This window comes from Citrobacter sp. CK206, from assembly GCF_030333125.1.
Lineage (GTDB): Bacteria > Pseudomonadota > Gammaproteobacteria > Enterobacterales > Enterobacteriaceae > Citrobacter_B > Citrobacter_B koseri.
Genome location: NZ_JAOWGM010000027.1, coordinates 67,848 through 86,833, shown reverse-complemented (window position 1 = coordinate 86,833; position 18,986 = coordinate 67,848). Strand labels below are relative to the sequence as shown.

Genomic DNA, 18,986 nt, shown 5'->3' with positions numbered 1-18,986 from the left:
CCTCTTATGCTACACGCGCCACCAGTTGGCCGTTCAGGTCCTGATGAATTTCACGCAGCAGTGCATCCGTGGCTTCCCAGCTGATACACGCATCCGTAACAGACACGCCGTATTTCATTTCACTGCGCGGTTGCTCGGAGGACTGGTTGCCTTCGTGAATATTACTTTCAATCATCAAGCCAATAATGGAACGGTTGCCGTCTTTGATCTGCGCGACCACAGACTCTGCCACGGCAGGCTGGCGACGGTAATCTTTATTCGAGTTACCATGGCTGCAATCTACCATCAGAGACGGGCGGAGTCCTGCCTGTTCCATCTCTTTTTCACACTGCGCGACATCTGCCGGGCTGTAGTTTGGCGCTTTCCCACCGCGCAGAATGACATGGCCATCCGGGTTGCCCTGCGTTTGCAGCAGAGCGACCTGCCCCGCCTGGTTGATACCGACAAAACGGTGTGACTGAGCAGCGGCACGCATGGCGTTAATCGCCGTCGCCAGGCTGCCATCCGTCCCGTTTTTAAAGCCAACGGGCATGGAAAGGCCAGAGGCCATTTCACGGTGGGTTTGGGATTCGGTCGTACGCGCGCCGATTGCCGACCAGCTAAACAGATCGCCCAGGTATTGCGGGCTGTTTGGATCTAACGCTTCCGTCGCCAGCGGCAAGCCCATGTTCACCAGTTCCACCAGAAGTTGACGCGCAATCTTCAGGCCGGTTTCCACATCAAACGAGCCATCCATATGAGGATCGTTAATCAACCCTTTCCAGCCGACAGTGGTACGGGGTTTTTCAAAATAGACGCGCATTACCAGGTAGAGGCTATCGCTGACCTCTGCGGCAAGAGTTTTAAATCGACGTGCGTATTCCAGAGCGGTTTCAGGATCGTGGATAGAACAAGGGCCGCACACCACCAGCAGACGCGGATCGCGACCGGCGATGATGTCAGAAATTGTTTTACGTGACTGGGCGATTTGCGCCTCTTGCGACAAACTCAGCGGGAACGCCGCTTTGAGTTGTTCCGGGGTCATCAGAACCTGTTCGTCGGTAATGTGTACGTTGTTCAGCGCGTCTTTTTGCATGATGGCGATCCTGTTTAGCTCGTTTGCGATAAATGATCCTCACAGAGGATGGCGTAACGATAACATAATCGGTAAAGATTTCAATCCACATTCCGTAAATTTTACTTTACACAAGCCATTTATCTCGCAATTAACGCCATTCAAATCGTACATAAAAATTTACATCATTATATTTGCGAATCCACTATGCTTTGAAAAACACAGGAGAACAGGCAATGAAGCGTTTCGCAGGCGCCTTATTTGTTTTATTCATCAGCGGATGTCAGATCGATCCTTACACGCATGCTCCCACCTGGACCGCGACCGACTGGTATAGCGCCGGTATCGAAGATGCGATTTCAGGCGTTGCCGTCAAAGATAACGAAACACTGGCTGACGCCTGGAACGATCCTGACGTGGAGCGAACGCAATATCTTAAGGGCTACGCCGAAGGCCAACGAAAAACCTGCCAGTTAAACTTTGTCCACGCCAGAGGACTGGCCGGAAAAACATTTCCCGCCAGTTGCGACACGGTTGAAAACGCCAGTCAATTGCATGATGCCTGGCAAAAAGGCGCAGACGAAGGTGTTCGCTCAATGCGGCTAAATTAATTAAGACCTTACCAATAAATAAGTATGGGATTTAACTTAAGGAAATACCATTAATCGGCATGGTGTAATGACTGACAGGCAAAATAATGTTATTTTGCTGCAAACAATCACGGATGTATTTTGATGCTTTTTGACTGACGCTGGTGGGCACCTGTTTATGAGCTTTTCTCACCGACTCATACTCCTGCTAACGCTATTACTGGCAGGATTACCACTGTATGCTCAGGGCATCACAGAAGAAGCGAAATCTGTACGCTCAATCGTTTCCGGTATCGTCAGCTATACACGCTGGCCTGCATTATCTGGCCCTCCACGGCTATGTATTTTCGCCTCGTCTCGTTTTGCCGATGTGCTGAACGACAACAGCGCCAGGTCATTACCTTATCTGCCCGTCATCATCCGCACGGAGCAGGAAGCTCTGACAGCCCGTTGCGATGGCTTTTATTTCGGCAGTGAATCTCCGGCGTATCAGGTAGAATTAACGAATAAATATCCGTCTAAGGCATTGTTATTAATTGCCGAACAAAATACTGAATGCATTATTGGCAGCGCATTTTGTCTGATCATAAACAATGATGAAGTCAGATTTTCCGTAAATCTGGATTCCCTGTCACGCAGTGGCGTAAGAGTGAACCCCGACGTATTGATGCTTGCACGGAATCAAAAGCATGGATAAGGATTTTTTCCCTACAACGCGCCCGACCTTTAAGCGTACATTACGCCGGATCAACATGATCAGCGTACTGGTCACCATGTTGCTGATCTGGCTGCTGCTTTGCGTCGCCTCTGTCCTGACGCTGAAACAATATGCGCAAAAAAATCTGGATCTGACTGCCGCGACAATGACCCATAGTCTTGAGGCCGCATTGGTGTTTTCCGATGGCGTCGCCGCGACAGAAACGCTGGCCGCGCTGGGGCGCCAGGGGCAGTTCTCGGCCGCAGAGGTTCGCGATAAAAACCAAAAGGTGATCGCCTCCTGGTACTATGACGCACAAGCATCGGACGATAAGCTCAATGGCCTGATCAGCCAGTGGCTTTTCCCGCTGCCGGTGACTCAGCCCGTCTGGCACAATGGCAAAATTATCGGCGAGGTCTGCCTGACCGCGCGCGACAGCTTGATTGGTCATTTTATCTGGCTCTCGCTGGCGGTTCTTACCGGGTGTATTTTGCTCGCATCCGGCATTGCGTTAATGCTCACGCGTTATTTGCATAATGGCGTGGTGGACGCGCTGCAAAACATCACCGATGTGGTACATGATGTACGCACGAACCGTAACTTTTCACGTCGCGTTTCTGAGGAACGCATTGAAGAGTTCCATCTTTTTGCCCAGGATTTCAACAGCCTGCTGGATGAGATGGAAGAGTGGCAACTGCGGCTACAGGCTAAAAACGCCCAGCTTTTGCGTACCGCGCTGCACGACCCCCTTACTGGTCTTGCTAATCGTGCCGCCTTTCGTAACAGCATAACTGAGTTGATGAATGACAGCTCCGCCCGTAGCTGTTCGGCGCTGCTATTTCTGGACGGCGATAATTTCAAATTCATTAACGATACATGGGGGCATGCCGCAGGAGATCGCGTTTTGATCGAGGTCGCCCGGCGACTGGCGGAGTTTGGCGGCAATCACCACCAGCCATATCGACTTGGCGGAGATGAATTCGCCATGGTGCTTTACAACGTGCATTCGGAGTACGAAGTTAAACGCATTTGTTCGGCATTATCGCAAGAATTTAATCGCCCCTTTGATCTGCATAACGGGCATCTGGCGAGTATGACGCTGAGTATTGGTTTCGCGCTGACGTGGGAACATGCTTCCGCAGAAAAATTACAAGAGTTGGCCGATCGTAATATGTATCAGGCCAAACATCAGCGTTCTGAACGTTCAATTAAATAACAGGAATAGATATATGCTAAAGCGACTTTTCTCCCCGATCATTCTGATAGCGTTGATTCTGGCGGGTTGCCAGACGCCGCAGGGGAAATTTACGCCCGAACAAGTTGCGGCAATGAAATCCTATGGGTTTACTGAATCAGCAGGCGACTGGTCTCTGGGGCTGTCTGACAACATTTTATTTGATAAAAACGACTATAAGTTACGCCCGGAAAGCCAGCAGCAAATCCGCGAGATGGCCTCCAGGCTAGCAGCCACCGGGCTGAAACATGCCCGTATGGATGGCCATACTGACAACTACGGCGAAGACAGTTATAACGAAGCATTGTCGCTCAAGCGCGCCAATGTGGTTGCTGACGCCTGGGCCGAAGGCGCCAACATCCCTCGCAGCAATCTGACGACGCAGGGTTTAGGTAAAAAACACCCGGTCGCCAGCAATCAGAGCGCGAAAGGTCGTGCTGAAAACCGCCGCGTTGCCGTCGTCATCAGCACGCCGTAATGCTAGTCAACTGGCTGCGCAAGGGCGGCGCGAGACGTGCTGAACCAGCGCAGCCAGTCGATAACGATAAATACCAGCAGGCTGCCTCCCAGCACTGGCATCACCATCCCCAGGGCGACAGCCAGCACCAGAACCCCGCACCTTCCCGGCCAACCTAACGTAAGCCAACACTGCATCAGCGTTTGCGCCGGGTTAACGCCTGACCGGGCCGGTCGGCGAATCCACCACAGACGGTAGCCAATAATAATCATCAGGCAAAGCCCGATGCCGAAGGCGATCAGCAGTAACTGATTTGGCAGACCAAACAGTATACCCATATGGAAATCGACGCCCCAGCGCGTCAGCTTTGCCATAAGCGGAAAGTCAGCAAAATGCGTCCGGTCGATAACATGCAGGGTTGCGGCGTCTACTGATACCGCATCAACCTGTGTCGGCCAGCGGCGATCAATTTCAGTTACCGTCCAGCCATGTTGCGCATCTTTGGCCGGACGAATCTCCAGCTTTTTAGCATCAATTCCCGCCGTCTGCGCCGTATGCAGAACCGTATCAAACTGGCTGATATCCATATGCATAACCGGCATTTCCTGCCCTGCATGATGATCGGCATGTTCATCAGCAGAGTGTTCGTCGCCATAAAGCTGCGTATTCACCTGCGGCGTCAGCCAGCCAAAGGCCGCACGCATTTTATCCACGTTGCCTCCGGCCCACTGGGACCAGGTTAAACCGGTTGCCGAGAACAGCAGCATCCCCGCCAGCAGTAACCACCCCAGCATTACGTGTAAACGCCGGTTATTTTGCACCCGATTATTCAGCCGACGTTTTGGTCGGGTGAAATACCAGAGCATGATGCCGCCAGTCGCCGCAACCCACATCCAGGAGGCCGCCAGCTCGCTGTAAATTCGCCCGATATCCCCCAATAGCAAAGAGCGGTGAGCATAATCAATCCACTGACGCAGGGGCAAAATGCCACTGGTGCCATAGACCGTCATATCGCCTTTCACCGCCAGCGTCACTGGATCGATGAAAATCGCTCGGTTCTCAGAAGCGGCAAGTCCGGGGTCGGCAAACATCACCCGCGTCGTTGCGCCCTCTTCAAGAGCGGGACGAACGGCATGCAGTCGTAAATGCCCTCCCGTCACCTGTTGGGCAACAGCGATTTGCGCCGCCAGCGGTTGCCGCTCTCCTTGCTCTGTGCCCTGTAGCGCCGGTGCATAGAGCGCCTCTTCCAGTTGCGGCGTCGCAACGTAGAGCGTACCGGTTAAGGCCGCCACAAAGATAAATGGCCCGACAAACAGACCTGTGTAGAAATGAAAACGTCGCAGCAGGGTTATCCATGCCGCGCGCGGAGTGCAGGTTGTCATACTTTTCCTCAGAGAAAGCACACATGTGTCGTGACGCTTATGCGCACAAACGTATTGTTAGATTCAGGAAACAGCAGACCTGCGCGGCGGCGCGCGCGTATCGGGATAAAGCCAGGGGAAGAAATGCCAGTGTTTAACAACCGGGCGTGGCGGCGTCAGCTTTTGTCTGAGCAGCATCCCGGACAACAGGATGACCAGCGCCAGCATCAGGCCAGGAACATGGGTCAGGAGGACGCAATACCCGCACGCTTCACCGTGATCGACAGGCATCGGCATTGATGAAGACTGCCCATGATGTCCGTCATGTTCAGCCATCATACTCATGTCATGATGCATACCAGGCATGGCGCTCATGGGATCTTTTTGCAACGAGACGGAGATAAGCGGCGCCACCACGATCAGCAGGATCGCAAACATCGCGAGCCATGTCGCGTTGCGTTGATACGCAGGCTGACGAAATGTACCGATAACCACTGCCCCTCCCGTAACGAACGGGCATTGTAAATGATTTATGAACTAATGGTTAACGTTGTGAGCTTCACGAAGATAAAAAAAGGGCCAGCCAACTGGCCAGCCCTTTCTTACAGGATGTCGCCTGAGCGATATCTTAGTTAAGACGCTCTTTAATACGAGCAGCCTTACCAGTACGCTCACGCAGGTAGTACAGTTTAGCTTTACGAACGGCACCACGACGTTTAACAGCAATGCTGTCAACTACCGGAGAGTGAGTCTGGAAGACACGCTCAACGCCTTCGCCGTTGGAAATTTTACGAACAGTGAATGCAGAGTGCAGACCGCGGTTACGAATAGCGATAACCACGCCCTCGAATGCCTGCAGACGTTTTTTGGAACCTTCAACAACCCATACTTTCACTTCCACGGTATCACCCGGACGGAAGGAAGGTACGTCCTGCTTCATCTGCTCTTGTTCAAGTTGCTTAATAATGTTGCTCATAATTTAATCTCTTATCCTGGGTAAACTGATATTTGGGGGTCTCAGACCAGCCCATCATGTTTATGTTGCTGTTGTGCGTGTTCCGTTTTGAACTCCGCCAGCAACCTTGCTTGCTCTTCAGTCAGAGCCAGGTTTTCCAGAAGTTCAGGTCTTCTAAGCCAGGTTCGGCCCAGCGACTGTTTCAAACGCCAGCGACGTATCTCAGCATGGTTTCCTGACAGCAATACTGCCGGTACTTCCATCCCTTCCAACACTTCAGGTCGAGTATAGTGTGGACAGTCCAGTAATCCGTCGGCAAAGGAATCTTCGATTGCCGAAGCCTCATGACCCAGAACCCCCGGAATGAACCGGGAAACGGAGTCAATCAGCGTCATTGCTGGTAACTCACCACCACTGAGTACGTAATCGCCGATTGACCATTCTTCGTCAATTTCGGTTTGAATCACGCGCTCATCTATTCCTTCGTAGCGACCGCACACCAGAATCAGTTTCTGATTCGTTGCCAGTTCGCTGACGCCCGCTTGATCAAGCTTGCGTCCCTGAGGTGACAGATAGATCACCTTAGCGCCTTCACCCGCCGCGCTTTTTGCTGCATGAATGGCGTCCCGCAAGGGTTGCACCATCATTAACATCCCCGGTCCGCCGCCGTAAGGACGATCGTCCACGGTACGGTGCCGGTCATGCGTGAAATCACGAGGACTCCAGCTCTGGATGCTCAGCAGGCCATTTTTTACTGCCCGGCCAGTTACCCCGTAATCGGTAATTGCGCGGAACATTTCAGGAAACAGGCTAACGATACCTATAAACACAAGCCAATCCCCATAACGCCGACTTTTACCGTTTATCCGGTGGTTTAAAAACCAGGATCCCAATCTACTTCGATAGTACGAGTAGCGAGATCGACTTTCTTGATAACCTGCCCATCGAGGAACGGCACAAGACGTTCCTTGATACCAAACGCATCTTTCAGGTTTGCCTTGATAACGATGACGTCATTCGAACCGGTTTCCATCATATCGACGACTTTACCGAGATCGTAGCCTTCAGTGGTCACTACCTGGCAGCCCATAAGGTCTTTCCAGTAGTAGGAACCATCTTCCAGCGCTGGCAACTGCGAGGAATCCACGACAATTTCGCAATTAGTCAGTAGATTCGCCGAATCACGATCGTCAACGCCTTTCAGCTTGATGATCAGATCCTGATTGTGGTGCTTCCAGCTTTCCAGCTGTACTTGCTGCCACTGACCCGCCTTCTGGATAAACCAGGGCTGATAGTCAAAAATGCTTTCGGCGTCTTCGGTGGAAGAAAACACTCTGAGCCACCCACGAATACCGTAAGACGACCCCATTTTCCCCAAAACGATGGGTTCAACGGGCGCTTGCGCAGTGAGTTGCTTGCTCATCATGACCACCGTGACAGATTAAGCTGCTTTGTTTGCTGCTTTGATCAGCGCTGCAACGCGATCAGAAATAGTCGCGCCCTGGCCAACCCAGTGAGCGATGCGATCCAGATCCAGGCGGGTGCCTTCTTCTTTTTCGCTGGCGATCGGGTTGAAGAAGCCAACGCGCTCAATGAAGCGACCGTTGCGTGCATTACGGCTGTCGGTAACAACAACCTGGTAGAACGGACGCTTTTTAGCGCCGTGACGAGCTAAACGAATAGTAACCATAACATCCTCTTGTGTGAATAAAACACCCAGGCCCCATCGAGGAACGGAGCCCGGGTGTCATATTAAAAGCCCGAAAATTTTACTGATTTCTGGGGAAAATGCAATCAGCAGTTGATAACTCTGCTATAAAAGGCCGTCGGCGGTGCAGACAGTTCGGTGCCGGCGTGCGCGCAGCCACCGGAGCGTACACGCAGTACGTGAGGATGGCGAGCACACCCCGGTGCCGAAATGGCAAACAAGCCAGGCTGATTAACGACCAGGGAAGCCAGGCGGCATCATCCCTTTCATGCCACGCATCATCTTCGCCATCCCGCCTTTCTTCATTTTCTTCATCATGCGCTGCATGTCGTCGAACTGTTTCAGAAGACGGTTAACGTCCTGTACCTGCATGCCACAACCGGCTGCGATACGGCGTTTACGGGAACCTTTGATGATTTCTGGCTTCGCGCGCTCTTTCAGCGTCATCGAGTTGATGATCGCCTCCATCCGCACCAGCACCTTGTCATCCATCTGCGATTTCACGTTGTCAGGAATCTGGCCCATGCCCGGCAGCTTGCCCATCAGGCTCGCCATACCGCCCATGTTTTTCATCTGGTTGAGCTGTTCGAGGAAATCGTTCAGATCAAAGCCGTCGCCTTTTTTCAGTTTGCTGGCTAATTTCTCAGCCTGCGCGCGGTCAACTTTGCTTTCAATATCTTCGATCAGCGACAGCACGTCGCCCATGCCGAGAATACGGGACGCGATACGATCCGGGTGGAACGGCTCCAGCGCTTCGGTTTTCTCGCCAACGCCGAGGAATTTAATCGGCTTGCCGGTGATATGACGAATAGAGAGCGCGGCACCGCCACGGGCGTCACCGTCGACTTTCGTCAGCACCACGCCGGTCAACGGCAGCGCTTCGTTAAACGCTTTCGCGGTATTCGCAGCATCCTGACCGGTCATCGCATCGACCACAAACAGGGTCTCTACCGGATTAATAGAAGCGTGGACCTGTTTGATTTCGTCCATCATCGCTTCATCGACGTGCAGGCGACCGGCGGTATCCACCAGCAGCACGTCGTAGAATTTGAGTTTCGCTTCTTTCAGCGCGGCGTTGACGATATCAACCGGCTTCTGACCGACGTCAGACGGGAAGAAATCGACGTCAACCTGCTGCGCCAGGGTTTCCAGCTGTTTGATCGCCGCCGGGCGATAAACGTCGGCAGAGACGACCAGCACTTTCTTCTTGTGCTTCTCGCGCAGAAATTTACCCAGCTTACCGACGCTGGTGGTTTTACCGGCGCCCTGCAAGCCCGCCATCAGCACGACGGCTGGCGGCTGCGCGGCCAGATTCAGGGTCTGGTTCTCTTCGCCCATCGCCGCAACCAGTTCGTTGCGCACAATCTTGACGAACTCCTGCCCCGGCGTCAGGCTCTTGTTAACTTCATGACCAACCGCTTTCTCTTTTACGCGATTGATAAACTCTCGCACTACAGGAAGCGCAACGTCAGCCTCCAGCAGCGCCATGCGCACTTCGCGCAGCGTCTCTTTAACGTTGTCTTCAGTAAGGCGTCCACGGCCACTGATATTGCGCAGCGTGCGCGACAAACGATCGGTTAAATTATCAAACATTGTCTCTCGCCTGGGGTGGAAACGGTTGGTCGCTAGCGCGACACATATACAGAATTTTGTCGCAGTATAACATGAAGCCGCCTTTGTTGTTATGCAACGGTTGGAGCAGCGGTCACGTAACGCTATACTGCTTCTCTCTCACTGGCCAACTGTCGACACTCCTATGCCCGTTTTTGCTTTACTCGCTCTTGTCGCCTATTCCATCAGCCTCGCGCTGATCGTTCCTGCTTTGCTGCAAAAAAACAGCGGCTGGCGGCGTATGGCTATCCTTTCTGCGGTCATCGCGCTGGTGTGCCATGCTTTTGCGCTGGAAGCCCGAATCCTGCCCGGCGGCGAAAGCGGTCAAAACCTGAGCCTGCTGAACGTCGGTTCGCTGGTCAGCCTGATGATTTGTACCGTCATGACAATTGTCGCTTCACGTAATCGCGGCTGGCTGCTGCTGCCTGTTGTCTACGCCTTTGCGTTAATTAACCTGGCCTTCGCCACGTTCATGCCGAACGAGTACATCACCCACCTCGAAGCCACGCCAGGTATGATGATACACATCGGCCTGTCGCTGTTCGCTTACGCCACATTGATCATTGCCGCGCTGTATGCGTTGCAGCTGGCATGGATCGACTATCAGCTCAAAAACAAAAAGCTGGCGTTCAATAATGAAATGCCCCCGCTGATGAGCATTGAGCGCAAAATGTTTCACATCACGCAGATTGGCGTAGTGCTGCTGACGCTCACGCTGTGTACTGGCCTGTTTTACATGCATAACCTGTTCAGCATGGAAAATATCGACAAAGCCGTTCTCTCTATCGTGGCATGGTTTGTCTATATTGTTCTGTTGTGGGGACATTACCACGAAGGCTGGCGCGGACGTCGGGTCGTATGGTTTAACGTCGCGGGCGCAGGCATTCTGACGCTGGCCTATTTCGGCAGCCGCGTATTGCAGCAGTTTGTAAGCTAAGTCTTAAAGGAGCACCCCCTGGAACATATCTCCACTACCACGCTGATCGTCACACTGATCATCATGGTGGTTATTTCAGCCTATTTTTCCGGTTCCGAAACCGGCATGATGACGCTGAACCGCTATCGTCTTCGCCACCTGGCAAAACAGGGCAACCGTCCGGCAAAGCGCGTGGAAAAACTACTGCGCAAGCCGGATCGACTGATAAGCCTGGTTCTGATCGGTAATAACCTGGTCAATATTCTCGCCTCAGCCATCGGCACCATCGTCGGTATGCGTCTGTACGGCGATGCGGGCGTGGCGATTGCCACCGGCGTACTGACGTTTGTCGTCCTCGTATTTGCGGAAGTGCTGCCGAAAACCATCGCCGCGCTGTACCCGGAAAAAGTGGCCTACCCCAGCAGTTTTCTGTTGGCGCCTTTGCAGGTGCTGATGATGCCGCTGGTCTGGTTGCTTAACACCATTACCCGGCTGCTGATGCGCATGATGGGCATTAAAACGGATATCGTCATCAGCGGCTCTCTGAGTAAAGACGAACTGCGCACGCTCGTGAATGAATCCCGCTCGCAAATCTCCCGCCGCAACCAGGACATGCTGCTCTCAGTGCTGGATCTGGAAAAGGTCAGCGTGGATGACATCATGGTGCCGCGCAACGAAATTATCGGCATTGATATCAATGACGACTGGAAATCGATCGTCCGCCAGCTTTCTCACTCGCCGCACGGGCGCATTGTGCTTTACCGCGACTCGCTGGATGACGCCATCAGCATGCTGCGCGTGCGCGAAGCCTGGCGGTTAATGTCCGAGAAAAAAGAGTTCACTAAAGAGACCATGCTGCGCGCCGCCGATGAGATCTACTTCATCCCGGAAGGCACGCCGCTCAGCACGCAGCTGGTAAAATTTCAGCGTAATAAAAAGAAAGTCGGGCTGGTGGTCAACGAATACGGGGATATTCAGGGGCTGGTGACGGTCGAAGATATTCTGGAAGAGATTGTCGGCGACTTCACTACCTCGATGTCGCCAACGCTGGCGGAAGAGGTCACGCCGCAGAATGACGGTTCAGTGATTATCGACGGCAGCGCCAACGTGCGGGAAATCAACAAAGCCTTTAACTGGCACCTGCCGGAAGACGATGCGCGAACGGTAAACGGCGTGATTCTGGAAGCGCTGGAAGAGATCCCCATCGCCGGAACGCGCGTGCGCATTGGCCAGTACGATATCGATATTCTCGACGTCCAGGACAATATGATTAAGCAGGTTAAAGTCTTGCCGGTGAAACCGTTGCGGGAGAGTATCTCAGAATAATGCTGTAGGCCGGGTACGGCGAATGCCGCCACCCGGCGCTACGGATGGCAAATTACGCTTTCGCCTTCGCCACCGTCACCATCGCCGCGCGAATAGTACGACCGTTCAGCGTATAGCCTTTCTGCATAATGCCCAGCACGTTACCCGGGGTAACATCCTCAGACTCCACCATCGCAATCGCCTGATGCACGTTCGGATCCAGCGGTACGTTGGTGTCAGCAATCACCTCTACGCCGAACTTACGCACGACATCCAGCATGGATTTCAGCGTCAGCTCAATGCCTTCGACCATTGACGCCATATCTGGATTCGCTTTATCCGCCACTTCCAGCGCACGATCCAGGCTATCGATAACCGGCAACAGCTCATTGACGAATTTTTCCAGCGCGAACTTATGCGCCTTTTCTACGTCCAGTTCGGTACGACGGCGCAGGTTTTCCATTTCCGCTTTGATACGTAACACGCTGTCACGTTCGCGATTCTGGGCTTCAGCAAGCTGCGCTTCCAGATTCGCAATTTTTTCATCGCGCGGATCCACCTGCTCAGCAGAAGCGTCTGATTCAACCGCCTCAACTTCTTCGTGCTGATCCATGATAATTTCTTCCGGGGCTTGCCCCTCAGGCGTTTTCTGTTCTTTACTACTCATGAATTTCTCCGCGTTTTTTTTCGCATTCATCTCGCTAACTTCGCTTATTATGGGGATCAGATTCAGGGTTTCAAGGGAAGCACTCACATTGTCATCAATCTTCGCTACAAGGACCTCGAGAAAATGAACAATCATTTCAAGTGTATTGGCATTGTGGGACATCCACGTCACCCCACTGCACTGACGACACATGAAATGCTCTACCGCTGGCTATGCACAAAAGGTTACGAGGTCATCGTGGAGCAGCAGATCGCCCACGAATTACAGCTGAAAAATGTAAAAACCGGCACGCTGGCGGAAATTGGTCAACTGGCGGATCTCGCCGTCGTTGTCGGCGGGGATGGCAATATGCTCGGCGCGGCGCGCACGCTGGCGCGCTATGACATCAAAGTGATCGGCATTAACCGTGGCAATCTCGGCTTCCTGACCGACCTTGACCCGGACAACGCCCTGCAACAACTCGCGGACGTACTGGAAGGCCATTATATCGCCGAGAAACGCTTTTTACTGGAAGCTCAGGTCTGCCAGCAAAACTGCCAGAAACGTATCAGTACAGCCATCAATGAAGTCGTGCTGCACCCGGGGAAAGTGGCGCACATGATTGAATTTGAAGTGTATATCGACGAAACCTTCGCCTTTTCTCAGCGTTCCGATGGTCTGATCATCTCCACGCCGACCGGTTCCACCGCCTATTCACTCTCGGCGGGCGGCCCCATTCTGACGCCGTCGCTGGACGCCATCACGCTGGTGCCGATGTTCCCGCACACCCTATCCGCACGCCCGTTGGTCATTAACGGCAGCAGCACGATTCGTTTGCGTTTCTCACACCGCCGTAGCGACCTCGAAATCAGTTGCGACAGTCAGATTGCCCTGCCCATACAGGAAGGCGAAGATGTATTGATCCGCCGCTGTGACTACCACCTGAACCTGATACACCCTAAAGATTACAGTTATTTCAACACATTAAGCACAAAATTAGGCTGGTCAAAAAAATTATTCTAATTTAACGCCGCCCTCTTTACTGTATAAAAAACCAGTCTATACTGTATGTAATTACAGTTATGGTTTTTCATACAGGAAAACAGCTATGTTGGCACAACTGACCATCAGCAATTTTGCTATCGTTCGTGAACTTGAGATCGATTTCCAGAGCGGAATGACCGTCATTACCGGTGAAACCGGCGCGGGTAAGTCTATTGCGATTGATGCGCTCGGCTTGTGTCTGGGTGGCCGTGCAGACGCCGACATGGTGCGGGTGGGAGCAACCCGCGCAGACCTGTGCGCCCGCTTCTCACTGAAAGATACGCCAGCAGCGATGCGCTGGCTGGAAGAAAACCAACTGGAAGAAGGGCGTGAGTGCTTACTTCGCCGCGTCATTAGCAGCGACGGTCGCTCCCGCGGCTTCATCAACGGCACCGCCGTGCCTCTCTCCCAGTTACGGGAACTGGGCCAGTTGCTCATTCAAATTCACGGCCAGCATGCGCATCAGCTACTGACCAAATCTGAACATCAAAAATCCCTGCTCGACGGCTACGCCAACGAAGCGCTTCTGATTCAGGAAATGTCCTCACGCTATCAACTGTGGCATCAAAGCTGCCGCGATCTGGCGCATCATCAACAGCAAAGCCAGGAACGCGCCGCACGTATGGAGCTGCTGCAATATCAGTTGAAAGAACTGAACGAATTTAACCCGCAGCCCGGTGAGTTTGAGCAAATTGATGAAGAATATAAACGACTGGCAAACAGCGGCCAGTTGCTGACGACCAGCCAGAATGCGCTGACGTTGCTTGCTGATGGCGAAGACGTCAATCTGCAAAGCCAACTGTACACGGCAAAACAGTTAGTCACCGAACTAACGGGCATGGACAGCAAACTGTCTGGCATTCTGGATATGCTGGAGGAGGCCACAATCCAGATAACTGAGGCCAGCGACGAACTGCGTCACTATTGCGATCGTCTGGATTTAGACCCCAATCGCCTGTTCGAACTTGAGCAGCGCATTTCTAAGCAGATTTCACTGGCGCGTAAACATCACGTCAGCCCGGAAGCGCTGCCGCAGTTTTATCAGTCACTGCTCGAAGAACAGCAGCAGCTTGACGATCAGGCCGACTCACTGGAAACCCTGACGCTGGCGGTGAACAAACATCGCCAGCAGGCGCTGGAGACGGCAAAAGCGCTGCATACTCAGCGTCAGCATGACGCGCAGGAACTGGGGCAGTTGATCACCGAAAGCATGCATGCGCTGTCGATGCCGCATGGCCAGTTCACTATTGATGTGAAATTTGATGAGCATCATCTGAGCAGCGACGGTGCCGACCGCGTAGAGTTTAAAGTCACCACAAACCCGGGTCAGCCATTGCAGCCAATCGCAAAGGTCGCTTCCGGGGGCGAACTGTCCCGTATCGCGCTGGCAATTCAGGTCATTACTGCCCGTAAAATGGAAACCCCGGCGCTCATTTTCGATGAAGTCGATGTCGGTATCAGCGGCCCTACTGCGGCCGTTGTCGGTAAACTGCTGCGCCAGTTAGGTGAGTCAACTCAGGTAATGTGCGTTACCCACCTTCCGCAAGTTGCCGGTTGTGGTCATCAGCACTTCTTTGTCAGCAAAGAAACGGACGGCGCCATGACCGAAACGCATATGCAGCCGCTGGATAAACGCTCGCGATTACAGGAGCTGGCTCGTTTACTTGGCGGCAGCGAAGTGACGCGTAATACCCTCGCAAATGCGAAAGAACTGTTGGCTGCGTAAACTTTTTTGACCCTTTAAGGTCTGAGTACAAAACAAAATCGCCGTAAGACCCGACACCAAAAGGTTTTAAAGTGGTGAAAGGTCTATTATCATCGGCATATTACATATGAGCCGCGTACTGCTCGGGCCCGAAAAGGAATCAAATCACTATGCGCTGTAAAACGCTGACTGCTGCCGCAGCAGTACTACTGATGTTGACCGCAGGCTGTTCCACTCTGGAGCGAGTGGTTTACCGCCCTGACATCAACCAGGGGAACTATCTGACCGCTAACGATGTCGCCAAAGTGCGCGTCGGTATGACGCAACAGCAGGTTGCTTATGCTTTGGGTACACCGATGATGTCCGATCCTTTTGGCACTAACACATGGTTCTATGTGTTCCGTCAGCAACCGGGTCATGAAGGCGTAACGCAACAAACCTTAACGCTGACCTTTAACAGCAACGGCGTGTTGACCAACATCGACAATAAGCCAGCGTTGACCGACAACAAGTAAGATTGTTTTCTGGTGTTAAAAAAGGTGCCATTGGCACCTTTTTTAATTATTGACGAACCTGAACCCGCTTTGCCGAAAGAATGCAGGCCTGATAAGCGTTCAGGCATCCATGATTATTTATTTGCCGATTTCTCCGCTCGCTGTCTGCGCAACTCTTTCGGGTCGGCAATCAGCGGTCGATAGATCTCTACCCGATCGCCGTCATGAACCACGTCGGCAAGTTTTGTCGGGCGGCTATATATACCGACTTTGTTTTTAGCGAGATCGATATCGGTGCGCAGTTCCAGCAAACCGGAAGCACGAATCGCCTCTTCAACCGTCGCGCCTTCCTGCAACGTCACACGCTGTAAATACTGTTTCTCGGGCAGCGCATACGCCACTTCGACGACAATTTTAGCCGACACTGTAAACCTCTTTGGCCCGAACGGTGAACGCCTGCACCATATTAGAAGCCAGCTCTTTAAAGACGCGGCCAAACGCCAGTTCAATTAACTTGTTGGTGAACTCAAAATCGAGGTGGAACTCGATGCGGCACGCTTCCTGGCTGAGCGGCGTAAATTTCCACCCGCCAATCAACTTTTTGAAAGGGCCATCGACCAGATGCATCAGGATGCTCTGGTTATTCGTCAACTGGTTACGTGTCGTGAATGTTTTGCTGATCCCTGCCTTAGACACATCCACGGCCGCCGTCATCTGACCCGGCGTCGATTCCAGCACACGGCTGCCGACACATCCCGGCAAAAACTGAGGGTAGGACTGAACATCATTCACTAACTTATACATCTGTTCCGCGCTATAAGGGACTAAAGCGGTCCGGCTAATCTGAGGCATAGCAATTTCCATCAACATAAATCGAACAAATAATACCATTTATCCCCAAGTAAAAAAAACGCTATACCTCAACAGGGCCTACGCAGGTTCATGCTAAGATAACGCCTTATCCCCCGCAGGATGAAATGGGGTGTTTTTCGATTTCAGATTACCTATACTGAGCGGCATTATGACGAAGAAAAAAGCACACAAACCTGGCTCAGCCACTATTGCGTTGAATAAGCGCGCCCGACACGAATACTTTATTGAAGAAGAGTTCGAAGCTGGACTCGCCCTGCAAGGTTGGGAAGTTAAATCCCTGCGCGCGGGCAAAGCAAATATTAGCGATAGCTATGTCCTTCTCAGGGATGGCGAAGCGTACCTGTTCGGCGCAAACTTTACGCCAATGGCCGTCGCCTCAACGCACGTCGTGTGCGACCCCACTCGCACCCGTAAACTGCTACTGAACCAGCGCGAACTCGACTCCCTGTACGGACGCGTCAATCGTGAAGGTTATACCGTCGTCGCGCTTTCACTGTACTGGAAGAACGCCTGGTGCAAAGTGAAAATCGGCGTTGCAAAAGGTAAGAAACAGCATGATAAACGCTCAGACCTGAAAGAGCGTGAGTGGCAACTGGATAAAGCCCGCATCATGAAGAATGCAGGCCGCTAAACGTTCCCTGATAACATCGCTTTCGTTGCTGGCTATTTAAGCAAATCGTTCTATCACGCGAAATGAGCGGTAAATCCTTGAAGATAAGGAAAATCGGGGGCTGGTCACGCGTGTCACAACTCTGTTATACTTAACGTAACACATTGGGGCTGATTCTGGATTCGACGGGATTTGCGAAACCCAAGGTGCATGCCGAGGGGCGGTTGGCCTCGTAAAAAGCCGCAAAAAATAGTCGCAAACGACGAAAACTACGCTTTAGCAGCTTAATAACCTGCTCTGAGCCCTCTCTCCCTAGCTTCCGCTCTTAAGACGGGGATCAAAGAGAGGTCAAACCCAAAAGAGATCGCGTGGATGCCCTGCCTGGGGTTGAAGCGTTAAAACTAATCAGGCTAGTTTGGTAGTGGCGTGTCCGTCCGCAGGTGCCAGGCGAATGTAAAGACTGACTAAGCATGTAGTACCGAGGATGTAGGAATTTCGGACGCGGGTTCAACTCCCGCCAGCTCCACCAATCATGATTGGACAGTGCCAGGACGGCACTAGCAAAAACAGGAAGTTAGCAGTCTCGGCAAGACACCGACCAGACGGTGAGGGGACGAAAAAGGATACGCAAAGGAGCCGCGGCTCTTTAGTGACATGAAAGCCCGCTTATGCGGGCTTTTTTATGCCTTAAAGCACATGAGAGATTAAACATGGCAAGTGTTTTTCTTAGTCATAATTCGGCTGACAAGCCATTTGTGCGACGGCTCGCACAATCATTGCAATCAAAGGGGCATGTAGTATGGCTCGATGAGGCTGAAATTAATATAGGTGATTCTCTGATCGAGAAAATCAGAGAAGGTCTAGATAAAGTTGACTATGTTGCTGTGGTGCTATCTCAAAACTCGATAGCTAGCACATGGGTTCAACGAGAATTAGATATAAGCTCTAACCGAGAAATCGCAGAGAAAAGAGTCATTCTTCTACCGTTAATGCTTCAGCAAGTTGAATTGCCTGGTTTCCTCTTCGGGAAAAGATACGCTGACTTTACCTCTGATGAAATCTACGACCATTCTCTTGACGAAGTGTTAAAAGTATTAGGTCCAGTAGATAAAAAAATTAGCGAATCGGATCAAGAGATTGATGCCTTGCGCGCAGAACTTGAACAGGCCCGAGACCGTCTTGCAGGACTAGCTCGTTTACAGGAACATCAAAGCAGCTCTTTCACTTCTGACTGGACACCTGAGTTAAGGGAAGCAGTTGAGAAAAGCAATCAAAAATACCCGCAGCATAAAGTCATCAATGATTCATATGCATTCAACGCTATAGAAAACACTACGCCTGTAACCTTGGATTATTTGCTATGGGCTATTGCCAAAACTATGAGAACGGGAGCTCATCCTTTAGATGCTTTAATGGCAATGGGGAATACCCATCATAAAGCTGAAACGATGATTAGTGCTTATATGGCTTATCTTGGTAACCCTAACGACTGACATGGGGTGTCGGGGGTCGGAGGTTCAAATCCTCTCGTGCCGACCAAAATCCCTTAAAAAAACCAACCTCTTACGGTTGGTTTTTTTATGCCTGTTTTTTGCGCGGGGAAGCTTCGGGGTAAAACTGGGGTAAAAGCGCCGTCAAAAAAACCGTTTCACAGATCCTCTTAACATCGTCATCAACACCTTGACACTGTTTATTTATACAGTTTAAATTTAACTGTATATCCAAC

The 18,986-nt window shown here is 52.0% G+C and carries 22 protein-coding genes and 1 other RNA gene; 12 read left to right on the top strand and 11 right to left on the bottom strand.

Going from position 1 to position 18,986, the window contains the following annotated elements:
• Nucleotides 1-4 precede the first annotated feature (4 nt).
• Complete coding sequence (gene aroF / locus OGX81_RS12570) at nucleotides 5-1,075, bottom strand: 3-deoxy-7-phosphoheptulonate synthase AroF (protein WP_047461890.1); 1,071 nt, start codon at nucleotides 1,073-1,075, stop codon at nucleotides 5-7.
• A 215-nt stretch (nucleotides 1,076-1,290) separates the two neighbouring features.
• Here aroF and OGX81_RS12565 point away from each other — a divergent pair, with 215 nt between their 5' ends.
• The 4 genes from OGX81_RS12565 (at nucleotide 1,291) to OGX81_RS12550 (ending at nucleotide 4,053) form a co-directional block, all read left to right on the top strand.
• The gene (locus OGX81_RS12565; protein ID WP_012134688.1) at nucleotides 1,291-1,665 is read left to right on the top strand and encodes a DUF2799 domain-containing protein; all 375 of its coding nucleotides are present in this window, start codon (nucleotides 1,291-1,293) and stop codon (nucleotides 1,663-1,665) included.
• A 157-nt stretch (nucleotides 1,666-1,822) separates the two neighbouring features.
• Complete coding sequence (yfiR, locus tag OGX81_RS12560; protein ID WP_047461885.1) at nucleotides 1,823-2,341, top strand: regulatory sequestration protein YfiR; 519 nt, start codon at nucleotides 1,823-1,825, stop codon at nucleotides 2,339-2,341.
• Nucleotides 2,334-3,557, top strand: a complete 1,224-nt coding sequence (gene dgcN, locus OGX81_RS12555; protein ID WP_012134690.1) for a diguanylate cyclase DgcN/YfiN — start codon at nucleotides 2,334-2,336, stop codon at nucleotides 3,555-3,557. The genes yfiR and dgcN overlap by 8 nt, the downstream gene beginning before the upstream one ends.
• A 13-nt stretch (nucleotides 3,558-3,570) precedes the next feature.
• Nucleotides 3,571-4,053, top strand: coding sequence for an OmpA family protein (locus OGX81_RS12550; RefSeq protein ID WP_058667979.1), 483 nt, complete (start codon nucleotides 3,571-3,573; stop codon nucleotides 4,051-4,053).
• A 2-nt stretch (nucleotides 4,054-4,055) separates the two neighbouring features.
• Here OGX81_RS12550 and OGX81_RS12545 read toward each other — a convergent pair whose 3' ends face one another.
• From OGX81_RS12545 to ffh, 7 genes are all read right to left on the bottom strand, one after another.
• Nucleotides 4,056-5,414: a PepSY-associated TM helix domain-containing protein gene (locus tag OGX81_RS12545; protein WP_110123797.1), complete on the bottom strand. Its 1,359-nt coding sequence runs from the start codon at nucleotides 5,412-5,414 to the stop codon at nucleotides 4,056-4,058.
• Between the two features lie 63 nt (nucleotides 5,415-5,477).
• Nucleotides 5,478-5,831, bottom strand: coding sequence for a DUF2946 domain-containing protein (locus OGX81_RS12540; protein ID WP_104869113.1), 354 nt, complete (start codon nucleotides 5,829-5,831; stop codon nucleotides 5,478-5,480).
• A gap of 190 nt (nucleotides 5,832-6,021) precedes the next feature.
• Entirely contained in the window at nucleotides 6,022-6,369 is a 348-nt protein-coding gene (gene rplS, locus OGX81_RS12535; RefSeq protein WP_012134695.1) for a 50S ribosomal protein L19, read from the bottom strand.
• A gap of 41 nt (nucleotides 6,370-6,410) precedes the next feature.
• Nucleotides 6,411-7,178, bottom strand: coding sequence for a tRNA (guanosine(37)-N1)-methyltransferase TrmD (trmD, locus tag OGX81_RS12530; RefSeq protein WP_024130850.1), 768 nt, complete (start codon nucleotides 7,176-7,178; stop codon nucleotides 6,411-6,413).
• A 44-nt stretch (nucleotides 7,179-7,222) separates the two neighbouring features.
• Nucleotides 7,223-7,771 carry a ribosome maturation factor RimM gene (rimM, locus tag OGX81_RS12525; RefSeq protein ID WP_024130851.1) on the bottom strand — a complete coding sequence of 183 codons (549 nt, stop codon included), beginning with the start codon at nucleotides 7,769-7,771 and terminating at the stop codon, nucleotides 7,223-7,225.
• 18 nt (nucleotides 7,772-7,789) lie between these two features.
• A complete protein-coding gene (gene rpsP, locus OGX81_RS12520) occupies nucleotides 7,790-8,038 on the bottom strand; it encodes a 30S ribosomal protein S16 (RefSeq protein ID WP_012134698.1) in 249 nt (82 codons plus the stop codon).
• Between the two features lie 249 nt (nucleotides 8,039-8,287).
• Complete coding sequence (gene ffh / locus OGX81_RS12515; RefSeq protein ID WP_012134699.1) at nucleotides 8,288-9,649, bottom strand: signal recognition particle protein; 1,362 nt, start codon at nucleotides 9,647-9,649, stop codon at nucleotides 8,288-8,290.
• 163 nt (nucleotides 9,650-9,812) lie between these two features.
• On the opposite strand from ffh, the gene OGX81_RS12510 reads away from it, so the two are divergent.
• Both OGX81_RS12510 and OGX81_RS12505 read left to right on the top strand, forming a co-directional pair.
• Nucleotides 9,813-10,604 (top strand): cytochrome C assembly family protein, encoded by a 792-nt coding sequence (locus OGX81_RS12510; protein WP_012134700.1) that lies wholly within the window; start codon nucleotides 9,813-9,815, stop codon nucleotides 10,602-10,604.
• Between the two features lie 18 nt (nucleotides 10,605-10,622).
• On the top strand, nucleotides 10,623-11,909 hold the full coding sequence (locus tag OGX81_RS12505; RefSeq protein WP_047461874.1) for an HlyC/CorC family transporter: 1,287 nt from the start codon (nucleotides 10,623-10,625) through the stop codon (nucleotides 11,907-11,909).
• A 52-nt stretch (nucleotides 11,910-11,961) separates the two neighbouring features.
• Here the strand turns inward: OGX81_RS12505 and grpE are convergent, their stop codons facing one another.
• The gene (grpE, locus tag OGX81_RS12500; protein ID WP_024130852.1) at nucleotides 11,962-12,555 is read right to left on the bottom strand and encodes a nucleotide exchange factor GrpE; all 594 of its coding nucleotides are present in this window, start codon (nucleotides 12,553-12,555) and stop codon (nucleotides 11,962-11,964) included.
• A 123-nt stretch (nucleotides 12,556-12,678) separates the two neighbouring features.
• Between grpE and nadK the strand changes: the two genes are divergently transcribed.
• The 3 genes from nadK to bamE all read left to right on the top strand — a co-directional run bounded on the left by nadK (nucleotide 12,679) and on the right by bamE (nucleotide 15,798).
• Nucleotides 12,679-13,557, top strand: a complete 879-nt coding sequence (gene nadK, locus OGX81_RS12495; RefSeq protein WP_024130853.1) for an NAD(+) kinase — start codon at nucleotides 12,679-12,681, stop codon at nucleotides 13,555-13,557.
• Nucleotides 13,558-13,642: 85 nt separating this feature from the next.
• On the top strand, nucleotides 13,643-15,304 hold the full coding sequence (recN, locus tag OGX81_RS12490) for a DNA repair protein RecN (RefSeq protein ID WP_286450073.1): 1,662 nt from the start codon (nucleotides 13,643-13,645) through the stop codon (nucleotides 15,302-15,304).
• A 149-nt stretch (nucleotides 15,305-15,453) separates the two neighbouring features.
• A complete protein-coding gene (gene bamE, locus OGX81_RS12485) occupies nucleotides 15,454-15,798 on the top strand; it encodes an outer membrane protein assembly factor BamE (protein WP_012134705.1) in 345 nt (114 codons plus the stop codon).
• A gap of 113 nt (nucleotides 15,799-15,911) precedes the next feature.
• Here the strand turns inward: bamE and OGX81_RS12480 are convergent, their stop codons facing one another.
• Both OGX81_RS12480 and ratA read right to left on the bottom strand, forming a co-directional pair.
• The gene (locus OGX81_RS12480) at nucleotides 15,912-16,202 is read right to left on the bottom strand and encodes an RnfH family protein (protein WP_012134706.1); all 291 of its coding nucleotides are present in this window, start codon (nucleotides 16,200-16,202) and stop codon (nucleotides 15,912-15,914) included.
• On the bottom strand, nucleotides 16,192-16,629 hold the full coding sequence (gene ratA, locus OGX81_RS12475) for a type II toxin-antitoxin system toxin RatA (RefSeq protein ID WP_024130854.1): 438 nt from the start codon (nucleotides 16,627-16,629) through the stop codon (nucleotides 16,192-16,194). The genes OGX81_RS12480 and ratA overlap by 11 nt, the downstream gene beginning before the upstream one ends.
• A gap of 169 nt (nucleotides 16,630-16,798) precedes the next feature.
• On the opposite strand from ratA, the gene smpB reads away from it, so the two are divergent.
• From smpB to OGX81_RS12460, 3 genes are all read left to right on the top strand, one after another.
• Complete coding sequence (gene smpB, locus OGX81_RS12470) at nucleotides 16,799-17,281, top strand: SsrA-binding protein SmpB (RefSeq protein ID WP_012134708.1); 483 nt, start codon at nucleotides 16,799-16,801, stop codon at nucleotides 17,279-17,281.
• Between the two features lie 145 nt (nucleotides 17,282-17,426).
• Nucleotides 17,427-17,789: a transfer-messenger RNA gene (gene ssrA, locus OGX81_RS12465) on the top strand.
• A 181-nt stretch (nucleotides 17,790-17,970) separates the two neighbouring features.
• A complete protein-coding gene (locus OGX81_RS12460; protein ID WP_104868301.1) occupies nucleotides 17,971-18,753 on the top strand; it encodes a toll/interleukin-1 receptor domain-containing protein in 783 nt (260 codons plus the stop codon).
• Nucleotides 18,754-18,986: the final 233 nt, after the last annotated feature.

What these genes read in the sequence shown, in the direction of transcription:
- aroF (WP_047461890.1), bottom strand. Translation starts at nt 1,075, where the DNA reads ATGCAAAAAGACGCGCTGAACAACGTACACATTACCGACGAACAGGTT.
- OGX81_RS12565 (WP_012134688.1), top strand. Translation starts at nt 1,291, where the DNA reads ATGAAGCGTTTCGCAGGCGCCTTATTTGTTTTATTCATCAGCGGATGT.
- yfiR (WP_047461885.1), top strand. Translation starts at nt 1,823, where the DNA reads ATGAGCTTTTCTCACCGACTCATACTCCTGCTAACGCTATTACTGGCA.
- dgcN (WP_012134690.1), top strand. Translation starts at nt 2,334, where the DNA reads ATGGATAAGGATTTTTTCCCTACAACGCGCCCGACCTTTAAGCGTACA.
- OGX81_RS12550 (WP_058667979.1), top strand. Translation starts at nt 3,571, where the DNA reads ATGCTAAAGCGACTTTTCTCCCCGATCATTCTGATAGCGTTGATTCTG.
- OGX81_RS12545 (WP_110123797.1), bottom strand. Translation starts at nt 5,414, where the DNA reads ATGACAACCTGCACTCCGCGCGCGGCATGGATAACCCTGCTGCGACGT.
- OGX81_RS12540 (WP_104869113.1), bottom strand. Translation starts at nt 5,831, where the DNA reads ATGTTTGCGATCCTGCTGATCGTGGTGGCGCCGCTTATCTCCGTCTCG.
- rplS (WP_012134695.1), bottom strand. Translation starts at nt 6,369, where the DNA reads ATGAGCAACATTATTAAGCAACTTGAACAAGAGCAGATGAAGCAGGAC.
- rimM (WP_024130851.1), bottom strand. Translation starts at nt 7,771, where the DNA reads ATGAGCAAGCAACTCACTGCGCAAGCGCCCGTTGAACCCATCGTTTTG.
- rpsP (WP_012134698.1), bottom strand. Translation starts at nt 8,038, where the DNA reads ATGGTTACTATTCGTTTAGCTCGTCACGGCGCTAAAAAGCGTCCGTTC.
- ffh (WP_012134699.1), bottom strand. Translation starts at nt 9,649, where the DNA reads ATGTTTGATAATTTAACCGATCGTTTGTCGCGCACGCTGCGCAATATC.
- OGX81_RS12510 (WP_012134700.1), top strand. Translation starts at nt 9,813, where the DNA reads ATGCCCGTTTTTGCTTTACTCGCTCTTGTCGCCTATTCCATCAGCCTC.
- grpE (WP_024130852.1), bottom strand. Translation starts at nt 12,555, where the DNA reads ATGAGTAGTAAAGAACAGAAAACGCCTGAGGGGCAAGCCCCGGAAGAA.
- nadK (WP_024130853.1), top strand. Translation starts at nt 12,679, where the DNA reads ATGAACAATCATTTCAAGTGTATTGGCATTGTGGGACATCCACGTCAC.
- recN (WP_286450073.1), top strand. Translation starts at nt 13,643, where the DNA reads ATGTTGGCACAACTGACCATCAGCAATTTTGCTATCGTTCGTGAACTT.
- bamE (WP_012134705.1), top strand. Translation starts at nt 15,454, where the DNA reads ATGCGCTGTAAAACGCTGACTGCTGCCGCAGCAGTACTACTGATGTTG.
- ratA (WP_024130854.1), bottom strand. Translation starts at nt 16,629, where the DNA reads ATGCCTCAGATTAGCCGGACCGCTTTAGTCCCTTATAGCGCGGAACAG.
- smpB (WP_012134708.1), top strand. Translation starts at nt 16,799, where the DNA reads ATGACGAAGAAAAAAGCACACAAACCTGGCTCAGCCACTATTGCGTTG.
- OGX81_RS12460 (WP_104868301.1), top strand. Translation starts at nt 17,971, where the DNA reads ATGGCAAGTGTTTTTCTTAGTCATAATTCGGCTGACAAGCCATTTGTG.